This window comes from Pseudomonas sp. FW215-R2, assembly GCF_058789255.1.
The window spans coordinates 290,743-310,169 of record NZ_JBYTBO010000005.1 but is presented as its reverse complement, the minus strand read 5'-3'; the positions used below and the strand labels follow the sequence as shown (position 1 = coordinate 310,169).

General features: G+C 58.9%; 17 protein-coding genes. 4 read left to right on the top strand and 13 right to left on the bottom strand.

Translation table 11 applies throughout. The features are described from left to right. The first annotated feature begins 5 nt into the window (after positions 1-5). Positions 6-719: a DUF3108 domain-containing protein gene (locus tag AC3WRD_RS09915; RefSeq protein ID WP_096822984.1), complete on the top strand. Its 714-nt coding sequence runs from the start codon at positions 6-8 to the stop codon at positions 717-719. A gap of 53 nt (positions 720-772) precedes the next feature. On the opposite strand, the gene AC3WRD_RS09910 is transcribed toward AC3WRD_RS09915, so the two are convergent. Further along, positions 773-2,398 carry a methyl-accepting chemotaxis protein gene (locus tag AC3WRD_RS09910; protein ID WP_102620372.1) on the bottom strand — a complete coding sequence of 542 codons (1,626 nt, stop codon included), beginning with the start codon at positions 2,396-2,398 and terminating at the stop codon, positions 773-775. Positions 2,399-2,774: 376 nt separating this feature from the next. Between AC3WRD_RS09910 and AC3WRD_RS09905 the strand changes: the two genes are divergently transcribed. Next, on the top strand, positions 2,775-3,191 hold the full coding sequence (locus AC3WRD_RS09905) for an OsmC family protein (protein WP_102620371.1): 417 nt from the start codon (positions 2,775-2,777) through the stop codon (positions 3,189-3,191). A 61-nt stretch (positions 3,192-3,252) separates the two neighbouring features. Next, positions 3,253-4,143 carry a pirin family protein gene (locus AC3WRD_RS09900; RefSeq protein WP_102620370.1) on the top strand — a complete coding sequence of 297 codons (891 nt, stop codon included), beginning with the start codon at positions 3,253-3,255 and terminating at the stop codon, positions 4,141-4,143. Between the two features lie 42 nt (positions 4,144-4,185). Here the strand turns inward: AC3WRD_RS09900 and AC3WRD_RS09895 are convergent, their stop codons facing one another. The 4 genes from AC3WRD_RS09895 to AC3WRD_RS09880 all read right to left on the bottom strand — a co-directional run bounded on the left by AC3WRD_RS09895 (position 4,186) and on the right by AC3WRD_RS09880 (position 7,894). Continuing rightward, entirely contained in the window at positions 4,186-4,914 is a 729-nt protein-coding gene (locus AC3WRD_RS09895) for a dienelactone hydrolase family protein (RefSeq protein ID WP_102620369.1), read from the bottom strand. A gap of 68 nt (positions 4,915-4,982) precedes the next feature. Then, positions 4,983-6,887 (bottom strand): molecular chaperone HtpG, encoded by a 1,905-nt coding sequence (gene htpG / locus AC3WRD_RS09890; RefSeq protein WP_102620394.1) that lies wholly within the window; start codon positions 6,885-6,887, stop codon positions 4,983-4,985. 81 nt (positions 6,888-6,968) lie between these two features. Beyond that, entirely contained in the window at positions 6,969-7,421 is a 453-nt protein-coding gene (locus AC3WRD_RS09885; protein ID WP_102620368.1) for a PaaI family thioesterase, read from the bottom strand. Then, on the bottom strand, positions 7,418-7,894 hold the full coding sequence (locus tag AC3WRD_RS09880; protein ID WP_096822978.1) for a PaaI family thioesterase: 477 nt from the start codon (positions 7,892-7,894) through the stop codon (positions 7,418-7,420). Before AC3WRD_RS09880 ends, AC3WRD_RS09885 begins: the two co-directional genes overlap by 4 nt. A gap of 158 nt (positions 7,895-8,052) precedes the next feature. Here AC3WRD_RS09880 and AC3WRD_RS09875 point away from each other — a divergent pair, with 158 nt between their 5' ends. Then, positions 8,053-8,289 carry a hypothetical protein gene (locus AC3WRD_RS09875; protein WP_085682944.1) on the top strand — a complete coding sequence of 79 codons (237 nt, stop codon included), beginning with the start codon at positions 8,053-8,055 and terminating at the stop codon, positions 8,287-8,289. Between the two features lie 77 nt (positions 8,290-8,366). On the opposite strand, the gene AC3WRD_RS09870 is transcribed toward AC3WRD_RS09875, so the two are convergent. From AC3WRD_RS09870 to AC3WRD_RS09835, 8 genes are all read right to left on the bottom strand, one after another. Next, positions 8,367-8,768 carry an MAPEG family protein gene (locus AC3WRD_RS09870; protein ID WP_096822977.1) on the bottom strand — a complete coding sequence of 134 codons (402 nt, stop codon included), beginning with the start codon at positions 8,766-8,768 and terminating at the stop codon, positions 8,367-8,369. Further along, positions 8,768-9,505: a DUF599 domain-containing protein gene (locus AC3WRD_RS09865; RefSeq protein ID WP_096822976.1), complete on the bottom strand. Its 738-nt coding sequence runs from the start codon at positions 9,503-9,505 to the stop codon at positions 8,768-8,770. The genes AC3WRD_RS09870 and AC3WRD_RS09865 overlap by 1 nt, the downstream gene beginning before the upstream one ends. A 151-nt stretch (positions 9,506-9,656) precedes the next feature. Further along, positions 9,657-10,970, bottom strand: coding sequence for a branched-chain amino acid transport system II carrier protein (gene brnQ, locus AC3WRD_RS09860; RefSeq protein ID WP_102620367.1), 1,314 nt, complete (start codon positions 10,968-10,970; stop codon positions 9,657-9,659). 329 nt (positions 10,971-11,299) lie between these two features. Next, positions 11,300-12,181 (bottom strand): succinate--CoA ligase subunit alpha, encoded by an 882-nt coding sequence (gene sucD / locus AC3WRD_RS09855; protein WP_017127973.1) that lies wholly within the window; start codon positions 12,179-12,181, stop codon positions 11,300-11,302. After that, the gene (sucC, locus tag AC3WRD_RS09850) at positions 12,181-13,347 is read right to left on the bottom strand and encodes an ADP-forming succinate--CoA ligase subunit beta (protein WP_007919879.1); all 1,167 of its coding nucleotides are present in this window, start codon (positions 13,345-13,347) and stop codon (positions 12,181-12,183) included. Before sucC ends, sucD begins: the two co-directional genes overlap by 1 nt. A gap of 199 nt (positions 13,348-13,546) precedes the next feature. Beyond that, positions 13,547-14,983 carry a dihydrolipoyl dehydrogenase gene (gene lpdA, locus AC3WRD_RS09845; RefSeq protein ID WP_085732276.1) on the bottom strand — a complete coding sequence of 479 codons (1,437 nt, stop codon included), beginning with the start codon at positions 14,981-14,983 and terminating at the stop codon, positions 13,547-13,549. 97 nt (positions 14,984-15,080) lie between these two features. Beyond that, positions 15,081-16,307: a 2-oxoglutarate dehydrogenase complex dihydrolipoyllysine-residue succinyltransferase gene (gene odhB, locus AC3WRD_RS09840; RefSeq protein ID WP_102620366.1), complete on the bottom strand. Its 1,227-nt coding sequence runs from the start codon at positions 16,305-16,307 to the stop codon at positions 15,081-15,083. 42 nt (positions 16,308-16,349) lie between these two features. Continuing rightward, positions 16,350-19,181 carry a 2-oxoglutarate dehydrogenase E1 component gene (locus AC3WRD_RS09835; protein WP_096822973.1) on the bottom strand — a complete coding sequence of 944 codons (2,832 nt, stop codon included), beginning with the start codon at positions 19,179-19,181 and terminating at the stop codon, positions 16,350-16,352. Between the last annotated feature and the right edge of the window lie 246 nt (positions 19,182-19,427).

Below are 19,427 nucleotides of genomic sequence, written 5' to 3'. Positions count from 1 at the left end.
ATTTTATGCGTCGCGCCCTGCTCTTCGCTTGCGCTCTGCTCGCCCTGCCTTTCGCCCAGGCGGCAGACCTTCAACCGTTCTCCGCCAGCTACACCGCCGACTGGAAACAGTTGCCCATGAGCGGCACTGCCGAACGCAGCCTGACCAAGGAAGCCAACGGCGTCTGGAAGCTCACCTTCAAGGCTTCGATGATGATCGCCAGCCTGTCCGAAGAAAGCACCCTGACCCTGGACAAGGACACCCTGCTCCCGCAGTCCTACCACTTCGAACGTGGCGGCCTGGGCAAAGCGAAAAAGGCTGACCTGGACTTCGACTGGACCACCAAGATGGTCACCGGCACCGATCGCGGCGACGCGGTAAAAGTCCCGCTGAACCGTGGCATGGTCGACAAATCCACTTACCAGCTGGCACTGCAGCATGACGTCGCCTCCGGCAAGAAGACCATGAGCTATCAAGTGGTCGACGGCGGTGAAGTCGATACCTATGACTTCCGCGTATTGGGCTCCGAGAAAGTCGAGACCAAGGCCGGCAAGATCGACGCGATCAAGGTCGAGCGCGTGCGCGATCCGACACAAAGCAAACGCACCACCGTGATGTGGTTCGCCAAGGACTGGGATTACCTGCTGGTCCGCCTGCAACAGGTCGAAACCGACGGCAAGGAGTACAACATCATGCTCCTCGACGGCACGGTCAACGGCAAGCCTGTCAAAGGCAGCTGATTCAACGAAAAGCCCTGCGATTGCGGGGCTTTTTTTCGCCTGTCATTCAGTGATTAAACCGAGAATTTGGCCACCATATTGTTCAGATCCACCGCCAGCCGTGACAATTCCTGGCTCGCGGCGCTGGTCTGATTGGCCCCGGCCGAGGTCTGCATCGCCAGATCGCGGATATTCATCAGATTGCGATCCACCTCCCGCGCCACGGCAGCCTGCTCTTCCGACGCACTGGCGATCACCAGGTTGCGCTCGTTGATCAAGGTGAACGCCGAAGCGATTTCCTCCAGCGCCACCCCGGCAGCTTTCGCCAGATCGAGGGTCGAGCGCGCGCGGACATTGCTCTGCTGCATCGAACTGACCGCCGAATCGGTGCCCTGCTGGATACCGCCGATCATCTGCTCGATTTCCTGGGTCGATTGCTGGGTGCGATGGGCCAACGCCCGGACTTCGTCGGCCACCACCGCGAAACCGCGCCCGGCGTCACCGGCGCGGGCCGCTTCGATCGCCGCGTTCAATGCCAGGAGATTGGTCTGCTCGGCAATCGAGCGGATCACCTCCAGCACTTTGCTGATGCTGTAGACCTTCTGCGCCAGATCCTCGACCTGCGTGGCATTGGCAGTGACATCGTCCGCCAGCAGCTCGATGGACGACACGGTCTGCTGCACTTGCTCACGGCCATGCTGGGCGATGCGATCCGATTCGCGCGACGCCTCGGAGGTCGCCACAGCATTGCTGGCAACCTCTTCCACCGCAGCGGTCATCTGATTCACTGCCGTTGCAGCCTGCTCGATCTCCAGGCTCTGCTGATGCAGCCCTCGCGTGGCATCTTCAGTGACGCAGCTCAGCTCTTCCGACGCCGAGGCCAATTGACTGGAAGACTCCGAGATCTGCCGGATGGTGTCGCGCAGGCTGTGCTGCATGCTCTTGAGCGCGTGCAGCAGCCGCGCCGGCTCATCCTTGCCAATGATGCTGATGTCACCGGTCAGATCGCCGCCGGCCACTACTTCGGCAACCCCCAGCGATTGCGAGAGCGGCACCACGATACTGCGGGTCAACAGCAGCGCGAGGCCAAAGGTGATCAGCGCAGTGATGCCGATCATTACCCCGACCCAGACCCGCGAATTGATGAACACCAGCCGCGCCGCCTCTGTGGCGAGGTTGGCATTGTGCTTGTTCAGCTCCACCAGTTCTTTCAGGGTGACCGCGATGTCATCGGCCAACGGACTCATCTGCGCATTGAGAATGCTCGCCGCCTCTTCCACCCGGTTCTGGGCCGACAGCGCCATCACCTGGGCCTGAAGCTCCAGATACTTGTGTTCGGCCACCTTGAAGCGGTCGAACAGCGCCCGCTCTTCGGGCAACACGATCAATACGTCGTAACGCTGCTGGGCTTCGCTCAACACACCGCGCAGCTCATTGAGCTTTGCAACATTCTGATCAAGGGCCTGGGGATCGCGATTGAGCAACAGGCGCATGGTCAGGGCGCGCAGGCGCAACATGTCCTGACTCATTTCACCCACCGCCATCACGCTCGGCAGCCAGTTGTTGTCGACCTCATCGGACTGAGCGCGCATGTTCGACATTTGCAGCAAGGCGAATGCGCCAAGGCCGAACACCATCAGCGCCAACAGGCCGAAGCCCAGCCCCGCACGGGGGGCAATATTGAGACTACGGATACTCATTGCTCTGGTTCCTTCCAAAAGCGCTGCATCAACCCTGCAGCTGGCTGCTTTAGAAGGTATCGGCCCGGCGAAAATTTGCGTAAGACCAAAACGTGATATCAAAAGGCCTTAATACTTCGAACCCTTGGCATTAACGATTCAGCGTCGATTGGCCGGACTTGAACGCCGTTCGCTGCAAGATCAATGGGAAATTATTGGAAAACCTTGAAACAACCCCGCAGGTGAAACACCGACACAAGCAATCTTCGACTCAACGGCATAACCTGTCGCCCTGCCGCGCACCCGCAAGAAAGTGGAACGCGCCCCTGCGGGAATGCTCTATACCTGCAAGGTCTTATTTGATCGAATGACTTTTCCTACTGCTTGCGAGGTTCACATGACCGTCACCGTCAATACCATCTCCGCCGAAGGTTTCCGTCACACCGTACAGATCGATGAGCACGAACTGTTTGCCGATGTCCCGACGACTGCCGGCGGCGAAGGCTCGGCGCCGGAGCCACACGATTACTTCGACGCCGCCCTCGGCGCCTGCAAGGCCCTGACGCTGAAGCTGTACGCGAAGAAAAAAGACATCCCGCTCACCGGCGTCGGTGTCGAGGTCAAGCGCGACAACCGTCAGGAACAGAAAGGCAAATACGCCCTGCACGTCACCCTGACACTTAAAGGCGTGCTCACCGACGCACAACGCGAAGAGCTGTTGCGAGTGGCGGATCGCTGCCCGATTCATAAACTGATGACCACCAGCGAAGTCACCATCGAAACCCACGCCCCACAAGGCTTCGACAGCCAGTAATCACCACCACGACACCGGCGGGTTATGCTCCATGCATCACCCGCTCAGCCTGGAATGGACCATGGACACCCACCCCCTGATCATCCGCCCGCGCGCCGAAGACGTCGAAGGCCAGCCGATCCTGCGCCCGCTGCCGTCAGCCAAATGCCGCAGCGTCGGGCCCTTCGTATTTTTCGACCACATGCTTGAAACGGTTTATCCCGCAGGCAAAGGGATGAACATCCGACAGCATCCGCACATCGGTCTGTCGACCCTGACCTATCTGTTTGAGGGGCAGATCCAGCACAAGGACAGCCTCGGCTCCGATCAAGTCGTCAGCGCTGGCGATGTCAGCTGGATGACGGCGGGCAGCGCGATTGCCCATGTCGAGCGCACGCCCGAACCGCTGTGGGAACAAAGCTTCAGGATGCACGGGCTGCAAATCTGGCTCGCCTCGCCCAAGGATCACGAACAGGGTCCCGGGCATTACAGCCATCACCCGGCGTCGACATTGCCGGTGAGCGATAACCTCGGCGTGCAGATCCGCATGATTGCCGGGTCAGGCTTTTGTCTGGAATCGCCGGTGCCGGTACTTTCTCCGACGCTGTATGCCGAATTGAAGATGCAAACCGCGACCACCCTGCTGATCCCGACCGAACATGAAGAGCGGGCGCTGTATGTGTTGAGCGGTGATGTGCAATTGAATGGCGAAGCGGTCGAACCCCATGCGCTGGTGGTGTTGCCGGCCGGGGAAGAGATGAGCCTGTTCGCCGAGAGCGACAGTCATGCCGTACTGTTCGGCGGCGCGCCACTGGATGGGCCACGGCGGATCAACTGGAATTTTGTCGCGAGCGATCCGACGGTGATCGATGAGGCCCGGCGCAAGTGGGCGGCCGGGGATTGGCCGACGGTACCGGGGGAAGTCGAGCGGATCGAGCTGCCGAAATCGCGCAACGAGCCGACACCGCTGTAAACGAACACTCCCACGCCAGGCGTGGGAGTGCTTTCAACCGAATCAGCCCTTGAACACTTCTTCCAGCAAGTCATGCATCGACTTGAACGCCCGCGCAGCGGTTTTCGCGTCGTACATCATCATGCCCGGCACATTGGCGTGCGGATCGGTGAACGAGTGCACCGCACCGCCGTAGCTCAGCAATTGCCAGTCCACACCAGCCGCATTCATCTCGTCTTCAAATGCCGGCAGTTGCTCTTTCGGCACCAGCGGATCAGAAGCGCCGTGCAGCACCAGCACCGAGCCCTTGATGTTTTTCGCATCCGCCGGGTTCGGCGAATCCAGCGTGCCGTGGAACGATACCGCAGCCTTGACCGCCGCACCGGTGCGGGCCAGGTCCAGCGCACAGCAACCGCCGAAGCAGAAACCGAACACCGCCAGTTTCGAGGTATCAACCGCCGCTTCGCCCTGCTTCTGCAATTGTTCGAACGCAGCCTGCATACGCTTGCGCAGCAGCGCACGGTCATTTTTCAGCGGCATCATCGCCGCGCCAGCCTGGTCGCCGTTCTGCGGACGCACCGCTTGCCCGTACACGTCGGCGATCAGCACCACGTAGCCCTTGGCCGCCACCGATTTGGCAATCTCTTCAGCACCAGCGCTGACACCCATCCAGTTCGGCGCCATCAACAGCCCCGGACGCGCACCTTTGTGCTCGGCGTCGAACGCCAGACGACCTTCATAAGGCTGGCCGTCAATCTGATAGACCACGGAACGTACAGTGACTTGGCTCATTTCTGACTCCTGATTGGTTGAACACCAGAATGAAAAAAACCGCCGAAGCGGGTTTTTCTACAGTTTGATCAAGCGGACAGCTCAACCAGCAGCTTGTTCAGACGGCTCACGTAAGCGGCCGGGTCTTTCAAGCTGTCGCCAGCCGCCAGGGCGGCCTGGTCGAAGAGGATGTGCGACAGGTCGCCAAAACGCTCTACGCTGGTCTCGTTGTCGAGTTTCGCGATCAGCGGGTGGCTCGGGTTGAATTCGAAGATCGGCTTCGAATCCGGCACCTTCTGCCCGCTGGCCTCGAGGATCTGACGCATTTGCAGACCCAGATCCTGCTCACCGATAGCCAGAATGGCCGGCGAATCGGTCAGGCGATGGGAAACGCGGACTTCGGCAACGGACTCGCCCAGCGCGGTTTTCAGACGCTCAACCAGACCTTCCTTCGACTTGGCGACTTCTTCTGCGGCCTTCTTGTCCTCTTCCGAGTCCAGGTTGCCCAGGTCCAGATCACCACGGGCGACGTCGACAAAGCTCTTGCCGTCGAACTCGCTCAGGTAGCTCATCAGCCACTCGTCGATGCGGTCGGTCAGCAGCAGCACTTCGATGCCTTTCTTGCGGAAGACTTCCAGGTGCGGGCTGTTCTTGACCTGCGCGTAGGTTTCGCCGGTGAGGTAGTAGATCTTGTCCTGACCTTCCTTGGCGCGGGCCAGGTAGTCGGCCAGACCAACGATTTGCTCGCCGTCGGTGCCGTTGGTCGATGCGAAACGCAGCAGACCGGCAATTTTTTCCTTGTTGGCGAAATCTTCTGCCGGGCCTTCTTTCATGACCTGACCGAAGTTTTTCCAGAAGCCCTTGTATTGCTCAGGCTCGTTCTTCGCCAGTTTTTCCAGCATGTCCAGCACGCGCTTGGTCAGCGCCGACTTCATCGAGTCAATGATCGGGTCTTTCTGCAGGATTTCCCGCGACACGTTCAGCGACAGGTCGTTGGAGTCGACCACGCCCTTGATGAAGCGCAGGTACAGCGGCAGGAACGACTCGGCCTGATCCATCACGAACACGCGCTGTACGTACAGCTTCAGGCCTTTCGGCGCTTCACGCTGGTACAGATCGAACGGAGCGCGGGCCGGCACGTACAGCAGCGAGCTGTACTCAAGCTTGCCTTCGACCTTGTTGTGGCTCCAGGCCAGCGGGTTTTCGAAGTCGTGGGCGATGTGCTTGTAGAACTCCTGGTATTCCTCATCCTTCACTTCGGTGCGAGGACGGGTCCACAGGGCGCTGGCGCGGTTGACGGTTTCCCATTCAACTTCAGGCTTCTCTTCGCCTTCGGCAGCGGCCACTTCTTTCGGCAGCTCGATCGGCAGCGCGATGTGGTCGGAGTACTTCTTGATGATGTTGCGCAGACGCCAGCCATCGGCGAACTCGTCTTCACCGGATTTCAGGTGCAGGACGATGCGGGTGCCGCGTTCTGGTTTGTCGATGGTGGCGACTTCGAATTCGCCCTCGCCTTTCGACGACCAGTGCACACCTTCGCTGGCAGCGGTGCCGGCGCGACGGCTGTACACGTCAACTTTGTCAGCAACGATGAAGGCCGAGTAGAAGCCCACACCGAACTGGCCGATCAGGTGCGAATCCTTTTTCTGATCGCCCGAGAGATTCTTCATGAAATCGGCGGTGCCGGATTTGGCGATGGTCCCCAGGTGGGTGATCACATCGTCACGGTTCATGCCGATACCGTTGTCTTCGAGGGTGACGGTCTTGGCGTCCTTGTCGAAGCTCACACGGATTTTCAGTTCAGCGCCACCTTCGAGCAACTCAGGCTTGGCCAGGGCTTCGAAGCGCAACTTGTCGACGGCGTCGGAGGCGTTCGAGATCAATTCGCGAAGGAAGATTTCCTTGTTGGAATACAGCGAATGGATCATGAGGTGCAGCAGTTGCTTCACCTCGGTCTGGAAGCCCAGGGTTTCCTTTTGAGTTTCCACACTCATGGTCATCAAACTCCAATCAGATGGCATTGGCCGCGACCCAAATGGTCTGCGGCGGGTTGTTCACTGAGTTGGGGGCGGTGTTCAGGATTTCAAGGGCTCGTCGATTTTGAAGTGGGCGCGGGCAGTCGCAATCGGCTCGCTCTCGGTGCTTTGCCAGGCCGTGACCGCGACGTTGGCCACCCGCCGCCCCTGACGACAGACCTGGCACCTGGCCCAGGTATCGCGAAACTGCCCGGCCCGCAGGTAATCGAGGGAAAAGTCGATGATCTTCGGCACACCGGGCGCACCGGTGAAAATCAGCAGATGCAGGGCGGCGGACAGCTCCATGAATCCGGCAATCACCCCGCCGTGGATCGCCGGCAATAAAGGGTTACCAATGTTGTCCTTGTTGGCCGGCAACTTGAACAACAGGTCATCACCGACTCGCGAACACTCGACACCGATCAGCCCGGCATAGGGAATCAGCTTCAGCAGTGGCGCGTAGTCAGCCTTCGCGTGAGCCTCTTGCAGTTGCTGTTTGAAATCATCGTTCATTGGCTGTCCCCCTTGATCGCGCCACCAAAGCCTTTTGTGCCTTTGAGGCCCTTGCCCATGCGCATGAACGTGCCGACGACGTGGGCGATGGGATGTTCGGGATCATCCTGATAGGCGAAGCCCCGGGCGAAGATCACATCGGTGGTCACTCGGTAGCACTGGGCGAAGCCATAGACATCTTTATGCGGTTCGGCGGCATGCATGTAGTCAATGCGCAAATCCAGGGTCGGGCAGACTTCGAATTCCGGCAGCACGCACAGGGTGGCCATGCCACACGCGGTGTCCATCAGCGACGTGATCGCCCCGCCGTGGACCACGCCGGTCAGCGGATTGCCAACGATCTGCGGGCTGTACGGCAAGACCACGGTCAGGCCTTCGCTGCTGGCGCTGTGCACTTTCAAGCCCAGCACCTGGCAGTGGCGCAGGGCCGAAAGAAAGCGGGTCGCGCGCTCAAAAACAGGGTTTTCGGCCATTTGATAATTACTCTTGTTAGTCACTGTTCCCGGTAGTGGAAAGAACAGCAAAAGTTCCATTGCAAAACAAACTTATATATCTGTGAGAAATGAGGAACTTAACCCTCGGGGCTGCGTTCTTAAGGCCAGTAGTTATTTTCCATAAGGAGAAACACCCCATGCGTAAGACTTTAGCTATTGCCTTGATGTTGACCGCTTCCCTCGGTCTCGCAGCCTGCGATAAAAAATCCGAGGACAAAGCTCAAGATGCCAACCAACATGCTGAACAAGCTCAGCAGAAAATGAATGAAGCTCAGGATAAAGTGAACGACGCGGCGAAAGAAAACGCCGAAGCCGCCAAAGATCAGGCCGAATCGAACGCTGCCGCTGCAGACGAAGCTGCCAAGAAGCAATAAGCCGCTTCTCGATGGCAAAAAAGAAAACCCGCCAAGTGCGGGTTTTCTTTTGCCTGTCATTTTTTGCTAATACCGAATTAGAGCAAGACAGTTCTAAAAGTCGGACTAATCATCAGCAACAATGAACACACTAAGCCGATCAGCCAGACCAGGCTGCGCAGCTTCGGGATATCGGCCAGGTAAAACCACAAGTAGAGAATCCGTGCGATCACGAAGATGATCGCTAACGTATCGATCAGCCATCCCGCCGTCTGCGTGGTATGCGCCATCAACACACCCACGGCAAACAAGATGAACGCTTCGATGCTGTTCTGATGCGCTGCCAGTGCGCGAGCACCGTAACCGGTGAGTTGCGCCTGTTGCTGACGCGGCAAGTGGTTGTTGTAACCGCCCTGCTCTTTCATGGCCTTGCCGACCGGCATACGTGCCACGTAGATCAACAACGCACTGATAAACACACACCAGAACGGAATACTCATCAAGCAGCCTCTTTGATCGTGTCGGGCAATGGCGCCTCTGTAGGGGTATAGACCATTACATCAAGCACGTCGGAATGAAACTCGCGGCGATACAACACTAGCACTACGCCCGCGCTCATCAGCATGAACAGCCATGGGCTGACGAACCACGCCAGCATGCTGATGCCGAAGTAATAGGAGCGCAGACCGAAGTTGAACTGGTTGGCCGCCATCGAAATCACCCGCGCCGCCCGCGAAGCGAACGCCTTGCGCTCCTGCTCGGACACGTGCCGCTCGCCGATCATCGGCGCCGAGCCGATCAGGATGGCCGCGAAGTTGTACTGGCGCATGCACCAGCTGAACGTGAAGAAGGCGTAGACGAACACCAGCGCCAGGCACAGCAACTTGATCTCCGACATGCCCTGGGAAGCCTGCTGCACCATCGGAATATCCGCCAGCAACGACACCGCACGCTCCGATGCACCGAGCACGGTGAGAATGCCCGCCAGGATGATCAGGGTGCTGGAAGCGAAGAACGAGGCGTTGCGCTCAAGGTTGCCGATCACGCTGGTGTCGGCGATGCGGTTGTCACGCAGCAGCATGCGGCGCATCCAGTCTTCGCGGTACAGGTGCAACACGCTGGCCAGGCACGCAGTGTCGCGGCCCTTCCAGGTGGCATAACGGGTGTAACCGCCCCAGCAGATGACGAACCAGAGCGCGGCAAGCAGATGGATCTGGTTGGCTTGGATGAATGACATGCAATTCCCTGTGATGAAGATTTCGGCAACCCTTCGACGTTAGCTCAGGGAAAAAGACACTGCCTCTCGCCCATAAAAAATGCCCCGTATCGATTGATACGGGGCATTTCTGTTTAATCGCTCGGAAGCCGCTTGTGGCGGCCGGGCAATCTTAAGCCAGGGCTTCGGCGCGCTTGCCCAGCAGGCGGTCGCAAACAACGGCAACTACCAGGGTCATCACGCATGGCACCAGCCACGCCAGGCCCTGCTCACTCAGCGGCAGGTGGGCCAGTTGCGACGGCAGCCAGTCAGCCAGACCGGCGCCTTTCAAGGCATCGATGGTGCCGAACACGAACGACACCAACATCACCGGGCCCATGATGCGGCTCTGTTCATGCCAGAACGCAGCGCAGAAGCTCAGGGCCACCAGCACGATGCACGGCGGGTAGATCGCGGTCAGTACCGGGATCGAGAACGCGATCAGCTTGGTCAGGCCCAGGTTGGACACCAACAGCGAGAATGCAGCCAGGATGATCACCAGTGTCTTGTAGGACAGTGGCAACACGCGGCTGAAGTACTCGGCACAGGCGCAGGTCAGACCGACCGCCGTCACCAGGCAGGCCAGCGAGATCAGCACCGCAAGGAAACCGCTACCCAGCGAACCGAAGGTGTGTTGCACGTAAGCGTGCAGCACCGCCGCGCCATTGGTAGCGCCAGCGGCCACTTCATGGCTGCCGGAACCCAGACGGAACAGGCTGACATACACCAGTGCCAGGCCGACGCCGGCAATCAACCCGGCGATGATTGCGTAACGGGTGATCAGCGCAGGCGACTCGACGCCACGGGAGCGGATCGCGTTGACGATGACAATGCCGAACACCAGAGCGCCGAGGGTATCCATGGTCAGGTAACCATTGATGAAGCCCTGGGAGAACGGTGCCGCGACGTATTCCGGAGTGGCCACGCCGATATCACCCGCCGGCAGCGCAAACGCAGCGATGCCGAGTACCGCCAGGGCGATGATCTTCAGCGGCGCGAGGAAGCGCCCTACGGTATCCAGCAAACGGCCCGGGTAGAGCGAGATGAAGAACACCAGCAGGAAGTACACCGAGCTGTAGAGGAACAGCGCCAGCGGGCTTTCGCCAGTCAACGGCGCCAGGCCTACTTCGAACGACACGGTTGCGGTACGCGGTGTTGCGAACAACGGGCCGACCGCGAGGTAGCACGCTGCTGCCAGCACGCCACCGGCAATCTTGCCGATCGGACTGCTCAGGGAATCCATCGCTCCGCCGACCTTGGCCAGCGCCACGACGGTGATCACCGGCAGACCGACCGCCGTGATCAGGAAGCCCAGCGCCGCCATCCAGACGTTGGGTCCGGACTGCAAACCGACGATAGGCGGGAAGATGATGTTACCGGCCCCGACGAACAGGGCGAATGTCATAAAACCAAGTGCCAGGATGTCCTGACCTTTCAAAACTTTCATTAAGGAAATACCACACTACTGAATCGGAATTTAGAGGGGGATTTCCCTGTGGGGTTAGGGAAATGCTGTCAATCCGTATGGGACTGACCCGTTTAGCGCGTTGCATGCCTTGTGGGCGGCAGACGCAAAAATGGCTGCTAGCCTAACGAATTTGTCTGACAAACGCACTGTTTGAGGGCGAACTATCCGATACGCGACGTGTCTGTGTCGCGTTTTTGCATGTTATTGGGCGAGAGCCTATAAATCGCTATCGTCAAACAAACATCAGAAACGACAAAGGCCACCCGAAGGTGGCCTTTGTTTGGTAAAGCGTCAGCTAAGCGCGAGGCTTACTTGACAGCCCAACCAGTCAGCTCGGCCAGGGCCTTGCCGATGTCCGCCAGCGAACGCACGGTTTTCACGCCTGCGTCTTGCAGAGCAGCGAATTTCTCGTCTGCAGTGCCTTTGCCGCCGGAGATGATTGCGCCAGCATGGCCCATGCGCTTGCCCGGAGGAGCAGTCACACCAGCGATGTAGGAAACAACCGGCTTGGTCACGTGAGCCTTGATGTAGGCAGCCGCTTCTTCTTCAGCCGAACCGCCGATCTCGCCGATCATCACGATCGCCTCGGTCTTCGGGTCTTCCTGGAACAGCTTCAGGATGTCGATGAAGTTCGAACCCGGGATCGGGTCACCACCGATGCCGACGCAAGTCGACTGACCGAAACCGGCGTCAGTAGTCTGCTTAACAGCTTCGTAGGTCAGGGTGCCGGAACGGGAAACGATACCGACCTTGCCTGGCAAGTGAATGTGACCTGGCATGATGCCGATCTTGCATTCGCCTGGGGTGATCACGCCTGGGCAGTTAGGGCCGATCAGGATGACACCCAGCTCGTCGCACTTAACTTTAGCGTCCAGCATGTCCAGGGTAGGAATGCCTTCGGTGATGCAGACGATCAGCTTGATGCCGCCGAAAGCTGCTTCCAGGATCGAGTCCTTGCAGAAAGGAGCCGGAACGTAGATCACGCTGGCGGTGGCGCCAGTGGCAGCTACGGCGTCTTTCACGGTGTTGAACACTGGCAGGCCCAGGTGCTCGGTGCCGCCTTTGCCTGGAGTTACGCCGCCAACCATCTTGGTGCCGTATTCGATGGCTTGCTGGGTGTGGAAGCTACCTTGCGAACCGGTAATACCCTGGCAGATAACTTTGGTGTCTTTATTGATCAGGACGCTCATTACTTGCCCTCCGCAGCTTTAACGACTTGTTGAGCAGCGTCGGTCAGGCTGGTAGCAGCGATGATGTTCAAACCGCTTTCTGCCAGTACTTTAGCGCCCAGTTCAGCGTTGTTGCCTTCAAGACGAACAACAACCGGGATTTTCACGCCGACTTCTTTCACTGCACCGATGATGCCTTCGGCAATCATGTCGCAACGAACGATGCCGCCGAAGATGTTAACCAGTACTGCAGCGACGTTGGTGTCGGACAGAATGATTTTGAATGCTTCGGTAACGCGTTCTTTGGTAGCACCACCACCTACGTCGAGGAAGTTGGCTGGCTTGCCGCCGTGCAGGTTGACGATGTCCATGGTACCCATGGCCAGGCCGGCACCGTTTACCATGCAGCCGATGTTGCCTTCCAGCGCTACGTAGTTCAGTTCGAACTTGGCAGCGTGCGCTTCGCGCGGATCGTCCTGCGACGGATCGTGGAAAGTCTTCAGCTTAGGCTGACGGTACATTGCGTTGGCGTCGATGTTGATCTTGGCGTCCAGGCAGTGCAGATCGCCGTCAGCCTTGATCACCAGCGGGTTCACTTCCAGCAGAGCCAGGTCGTGATCCTTGAACAGCTTGGCCAGACCTACGAAGATCTTGGCGAACTGAGCAACCTGCTTGCCTTCCAGACCCAGCTGGAATGCCAGCTCGCGACCCTGGAATGGCTGAGCGCCAACCAGTGGATCGATAGTGGCTTTCAGAATTTTTTCTGGAGTGTCGTGAGCGATTTTCTCGATGTCCACGCCACCTTCGGTGGAGGCCATGAACACGATGCGACGGCTCGAACGGTCAACGACAGCGCCCAGGTACAGCTCTTTAGCGATATCAGTGCACGATTCAACCAGGATCTTGGTGACTGGCTGGCCATTGGCGTCAGTCTGGTAAGTCACCAGACGCTTGCCCAGCCACTGCTGTGCGAAGGCTTTGGCGTCTTCTTTGCTGCGAACCAGCTTTACGCCGCCCGCTTTACCGCGACCACCGGCGTGGACCTGGGCTTTGACAACCCACTCGCTGCCGCCGATTTTGTCGCAAGCTTCTGCTGCTGCTTCCGGGGTGTCTACTGCATAACCAGTGGAAACTGGCAGGCCGTATTCAGCGAACAGCTGCTTACCCTGATACTCGTGAAGATTCATGCTTTTTACCGTCTTCGTTAGGTACTGCGCATTCGGCGCTGCGCTCTTGATGAGTGCCGCGCCACCTGTGACTGCTGCTTGCGTAGCCTTTCCGGATACCCGGTGCAGCTACGCAAGGCTGCGTCCAGCGGACATTCCGCGGTGAGTCTTGCACGCAAGGCTCACGACGGGCCGTACCGCCGTGGTTTCTTATTGTGTCTTAACGCTTCTTGCGGTTGGCAATGTGGATGGCGCCGCCATTCACTGCCAGAGCTGCTTCGTGCAAGGCTTCAGACAGGGTCGGATGGGAGAAAACCATCATGCCCAGGTCTTCAGCGCTGGTGCCGAATTCCATACCGATCGCGCCCTGCTGAACCAGTTCTGCAGCGCTCGGGCCAATCACGTGCACGCCCAATACGCGGTCAGTCTTGGCATCGGCGATGACCTTGACGAAACCACCGGTATCGTTGGCGGCCATGGCACGGCCGGATGCTGCGAACGGGAAGGTGCCGACGTTAACTTCAACGCCTTCAGCTTTCAAGGCCTGCTCGGTTTTACCCACCCATGCGATTTCCGGGTGAGTATAAATAACCGAAGGGATCAGGTCATAGTTCATCTGAGCCTTGTGGCCCTTGATGCGCTCGACAACCATGATGCCCTCTTCCGAGGCTTTGTGAGCCAGCATCATGCCGCGAACCACGTCACCGATGGCGAATACGCCCGGTACGGTGGTGGCGCAGTGATCGTCAACGTGCACGAAACCGCGCTCGTCCAGGGTCACGCCGCTGTCGGCAGCCAGCAGATCAGTGGTCACCGGACGGCGACCAACGGCTACGATCAGCTTGTCGAAAGTGATGGTCTGTTCGCCGTTGGCATCGGTGTAGTTCACAACGACTTCGTCGCCGTTCACTTTCGAGCCGGTCACGCGAGCGCCCAGTTTGATGTCCAGACCTTGTTTGGTCAGGGTTTTCAGCGCTTCCTTGGAAACAGCGGTGTCCGCTGCCATCAGGAAGGTGTCCAGGGCTTCCAGGACAGTCACTTCTGCACCCAGACGCGACCAGACCGAACCCAATTCCAGACCGATCACGCCAGCGCCGATCACGCCCAGACGCTTAGGTACGGATTGGAATTCCAGAGCGCCAGTCGAATCAACGATGACTTTCTGATCGACCGGAGCCGGTGGAATGTCGATCGGACGCGAACCTGGAGCCAGGATGACGTTTTCGGCTTCGATGACTTCAACCGAGCCGTCTGGCTTGGTGACTTCGACTTTCTTGCCGGCCAGCAGTTTGCCGTGGCCCTGGATCGAAGTAACGCCGTTGGCCTTGAACAGGGTGGCAACACCGCCGGTCAGGTTCTTGACGATGCCAGCCTTGCGGCCAACCATCGCAGCGACGTCCATTTTGACTTCGCCGGTCGAGATACCGTGGACGTTGAAGCTTTCTTTCGCTTCCTTGTATTTCCAGGAGCTGTCCAGCAGCGCCTTGGAAGGAATGCAGCCTACGTTCAGGCAGGTGCCGCCCAGGGCTTGCTTGCCTTCAGCATCGGTGTACTTCTCGATGCAGGCAGTGCTCAGACCGAGTTGCGCGGCCTTGATGGCAGCCACGTAGCCGCCAGGGCCCGCACCGATCACTACTACGTCAAATTTCTGCGACATTCAAAAAATCCTCTTTAGCGAAAAGCTTCAAGCCGCGCGCTGCAAGCCAGGCTGCGTTCTCTTGCAGCTTGAAGCTTGCAGCGCGTGACTGCTTCTATCAGATATCCAGCAACAGACGAGCCGGATCTTCCAGCAGGTTCTTGATGGTCACCAGGAAAGTCACAGCTTCTTTGCCATCGATCAGACGGTGATCGTAGGACAGTGCCAGGTACATCATCGGACGAATAACGACCTGACCGTTGATGGCCATCGGACGCTGGATGATGTTGTGCATGCCCAGAATCGCTGCCTGCGGCGGGTTGACGATCGGAGTCGACATCATCGAACCGAAGGTACCACCGTTGGTGATGGTGAAGGTACCGCCGGTCATCTCGTCCATCGACAGTTTGCCGTCACGGGCTTTCTTGCCGAAAGTGGCGATGCCGCCTTCGATTTCAGCCAGGCTCATCAGTTCGGCGTTACGCAGAACCGGAACCACCAGACCGCGGTCGCTGGAAACAGCAACACCAACGTCGGCGTAGCCGTGGTAAACGATGTCGCCGCCGTCGATCGAAGCGTTGACAGCCGGGAAGCGTTTCAGCGCTTCGGTGGCAGCCTTCACGAAGAACGACATGAAGCCCAGGCGTACGCCGTTGTGGGACTTCTCGAACAGGTCCTTGTACTTCGAACGCAGCGCCATGACTTCGGTCATGTCGACTTCGTTGAAAGTGGTCAGCATCGCCATGTTCGACTGAGCTTCTACCAGACGCTTGGCCACGGTAGCGCGAACGCGGGTCATCGGAACGCGCTTCTCGACGCGGTCGCCAGCAGCGAACACAGGAGCGGCAGCGGCCGGAGCAGCAGCCTTCGGCGCAGCAGCCGGAGCGGCTTTCTTGGCTTCAACAGCGGCAACCACGTCTTCCTTGGTCACACGGCCGTCTTTGCCAGTGCCTTTTACGGAAGCCAGGTTGATGCCGTTTTCTTCGGCCAGCTTGCGAGCGGCAGGAGCAGCGATAGCGTCTTCGTCAGCGCCGGCAGCCGGAGCAGCGGCAGCGGCAGCGGCAGCGGCCGGTGCAGCAGCGGCAGCCGGAGCGGCAGCAGCTGCGCCGCCTTCAACGATGGAGCCCAGGACTTCGTCGGACAGGACGGTGTCGCCCTCGCCCTTGACGATTGCGCCCAGCACGCCGTCGGCGGTAGCCAGCACTTCCAGGACAACCTTGTCGGTTTCGATGTCGACGATCAGTTCGTCACGCTTGACGGCGTCGCCCGGTTGCTTGTGCCAGGTGGCAACGGTGCCATCGGCAACCGATTCCGGGAAAGTGGGGGCTTTGATCTCGATAGCCATTGTCTGTGGTTCCTTAAATTCGGTTTCAGGTGCGCGAAGGCGTTAAACGGTAAACGCGTCTTGCAGCAGTTTTTCCTGCTGCTCGGCGTGCATCGATGCGTAACCACATGCTGGTGCAGCAGAAGCCTCACGGCCCGCGTACTCAAGTACGAGAGATTTGTTGAGGTTGCTGATGCTGCGACGCAGGTGGTGCTGGCTGCAGTACCAGGCGCCCTGGTTCATCGGCTCTTCCTGGCACCAGACAGCCGCTTTGGCGTTGGTGTAAGGAGCCAGGACTTCTTTCAAGTCGTCCTCAGGGAATGGGTACAGCTGCTCGATACGCACGATGGCGATATCTTCGCGGCCTTCGGCACGGCGTTTTTCCAGCAGGTCGTAGTAGACCTTGCCGCTGCACAGAACAACGCGCTCGACCTTTTTCGGGTCCAGTGCATCGACTTCCGGGATAACGGTCTGGAACGAACCTTCGGCCAGATCTTCCAGCGTCGAGATTGCCAGTTTGTGACGCAGCAGCGACTTCGGAGTCAGCACTACCAGAGGCTTGCGCAGCGGGCGGATCACCTGACGGCGCAGCAAGTGGTAGATCTGGGCCGGCGTGGTCGGCATGCACACCTGAATGTTGTGCTCGGCGCACAGCTGCAGGTAACGCTCAAGACGTGCCGAGGAGTGCTCAGGGCCCTGACCTTCGTAGCCGTGCGGCAGCAGCATGGTCAGACCGCAGAGACGGCCCCACTTGTGCTCGCCGCTGGTGATGAACTGGTCGATAACAACCTGCGCACCGTTGGCGAAGTCGCCGAACTGGGCTTCCCAGATCACCAGCGCGTTTGGCGTGGTGGTCGAGTAACCGTATTCGAACGCCAGTACGGCTTCTTCCGACAGGAACGAATCGTACAGGTCGAAGCGCGGCTGACCGTCGTACAGGTTCTGCAACGGAATGTAGGTGCCGGCATCTTTCTGGTTGTGCAGAACAGCGTGACGGTGCGAGAACGTACCGCGGCCGATGTCCTGACCGGTCATGCGGATCGGGTGACCTTCGAACGCCAGGGTCGCGTACGCCATGGTTTCGGCGTAACCCCAGTTGATCGGCAGGCCGCCGGCTTGCATCTTCTGACGGTCTTCGTAGATCTTCGCGACCTGGCGCTGAACCACGAAGCCTTCCGGAATTTCCAGCAGCTTGGCGGACAGTTCCTGCAGGGTCTTCAGATCGAAGCGAGTGTCGTGACGCGCAGTCCAGGCGTGGCCCAGATACGGACGCCAGTCCACGAACAGCTCTTTGTTCGGCTCTTTGACCAGCGATTTCACTACGTGCAGACCGTTGTCCAGCGCGTTGCGGTATTCGTCGACTTTCGCCTGAACACGCTCAACGTCGAGCACACCGCCCTGGGTCAGACGATCAGCGTACAGCTCACGGGTGGTGCGCTGCTTGGTGATCTGCTGATACATCAGAGGCTGGGTGCCGCTTGGCTCGTCGGCTTCGTTGTGGCCGCGACGACGGTAGCAGACCAGGTCGATCACCACGTCACGCTTGAACTGCATGCGGTAGTCGATGGCCAGCTGGGTCACGAACAATACGGCTTCCGGATCATCTCCATTCACATGGAGGATCGGCGCCTGGATCATTTTCGCAACGTCGGTCGCGTACTCGGTGGAGCGCGAGTCCAGCGGGTTGCTGATGGTGAAACCAACCTGGTTGTTGATCACGATGTGCACGGTACCGCCGGTCTTGAAACCGCGGGTCTGCGACATCTGGAAGGTTTCCATCACCACGCCTTGACCTGCGAATGCAGCGTCACCGTGGATGGAGATCGGCAGAACCTTCTCGCCGGTAGGGTCGTTACGACGATCCTGACGGGCGCGAACCGAACCTTCAACCACCGGGGAAACGATTTCCAGGTGGGACGGGTTGAACGCCATGGCCAGGTGAACTTCACCGCCGGCGGTCATCACGTTGGACGAGAAGCCCTGGTGGTATTTAACGTCACCGGAACCCAGCTCGACCTTCTTCTTGCCTTCGAACTCGTCGAACAGCTCGCGCGGGTTCTTGCCGAAGGTGTTGACCAGCACGTTCAGACGGCCACGGTGGGCCATGCCGATGACGACTTCCTTGGTGCCGTAGGAACCGGAACGCTGGATCAGTTCGTCGAGCATCGGAATCAGGCTTTCGCCACCTTCCAGACCGAAACGCTTGGTGCCCGGGTATTTGGTACCCAGGTATTTTTCCAGACCTTCACCGGCGGTGACGCGCTCGAGCAGGTGGCTCTGAATGTCGGCGGAGTAGGTCGGACGGCCACGTACGCTTTCCAGACGCTGCTGGAACCACTGGCGCTGCACGGAATCGGTGATATGCGTAAATTCAGCGCCGATGGTGCGGCAATATGTCTGCTGCAACGCTTCGTGAATTTCGCGTAGGCTCGCTTCCTCTTTGCCGATGAACAGGTCGCCGGCACGGAAGGTCGTATCAAGATCGGCATTGGTCAAGCCGTAATGATTGATCGACAGGTCTGCAGGTGCAGGACGCTGCCACAGCCCCAGCGGGTCAAGCTGGGCTGCCTGGTGGCCACGCATACGGTAGGCCTGGATCAATCGCAGCACTTCAACTTGCTTCTTCTCGTGCTCACTGCTCACGCTGCCGGCGGAAACCGGTTGGGCGCGGCGCTGGTTCTTTGCCAGCAGCACGAAATGATCGCGAATTGTGGAGTGCGAAACATCGGTGGCAGAGCCGCCGTCGGCGGGCAGCTTCTGAAAGTAGGTGCGCCACTCTTCTGGCACAGCGTTAGGGTCGTGCAGGTAGAGCTCATAAAGCTCTTCCACATAGGCAGCGTTTCCACCTGAAAGGTAGGCGCTGTTCCACATGCGCTGCATCACGCTTTCTTGCATGCTTGGTCACCCTCGGTTAGGGGAACACCATCGGTGTCGACACCGAGCAAACTTGCAGAAGTCCGAATGCAGCGACCAAAACAAGCCACTTAGGATCACACTGATAGTCCGGGTACCAGCCCGGATGCCCCTGCTTGTCTCATTTCTTCAAAATAAGAGCCGCAGCTTATGGCTGTTGCTCTGGTTATAGCTCTGGCGCGGGTTGAAGCCCGCGCCACAGCCTCTACGGTGAAGCAGTACTACTTT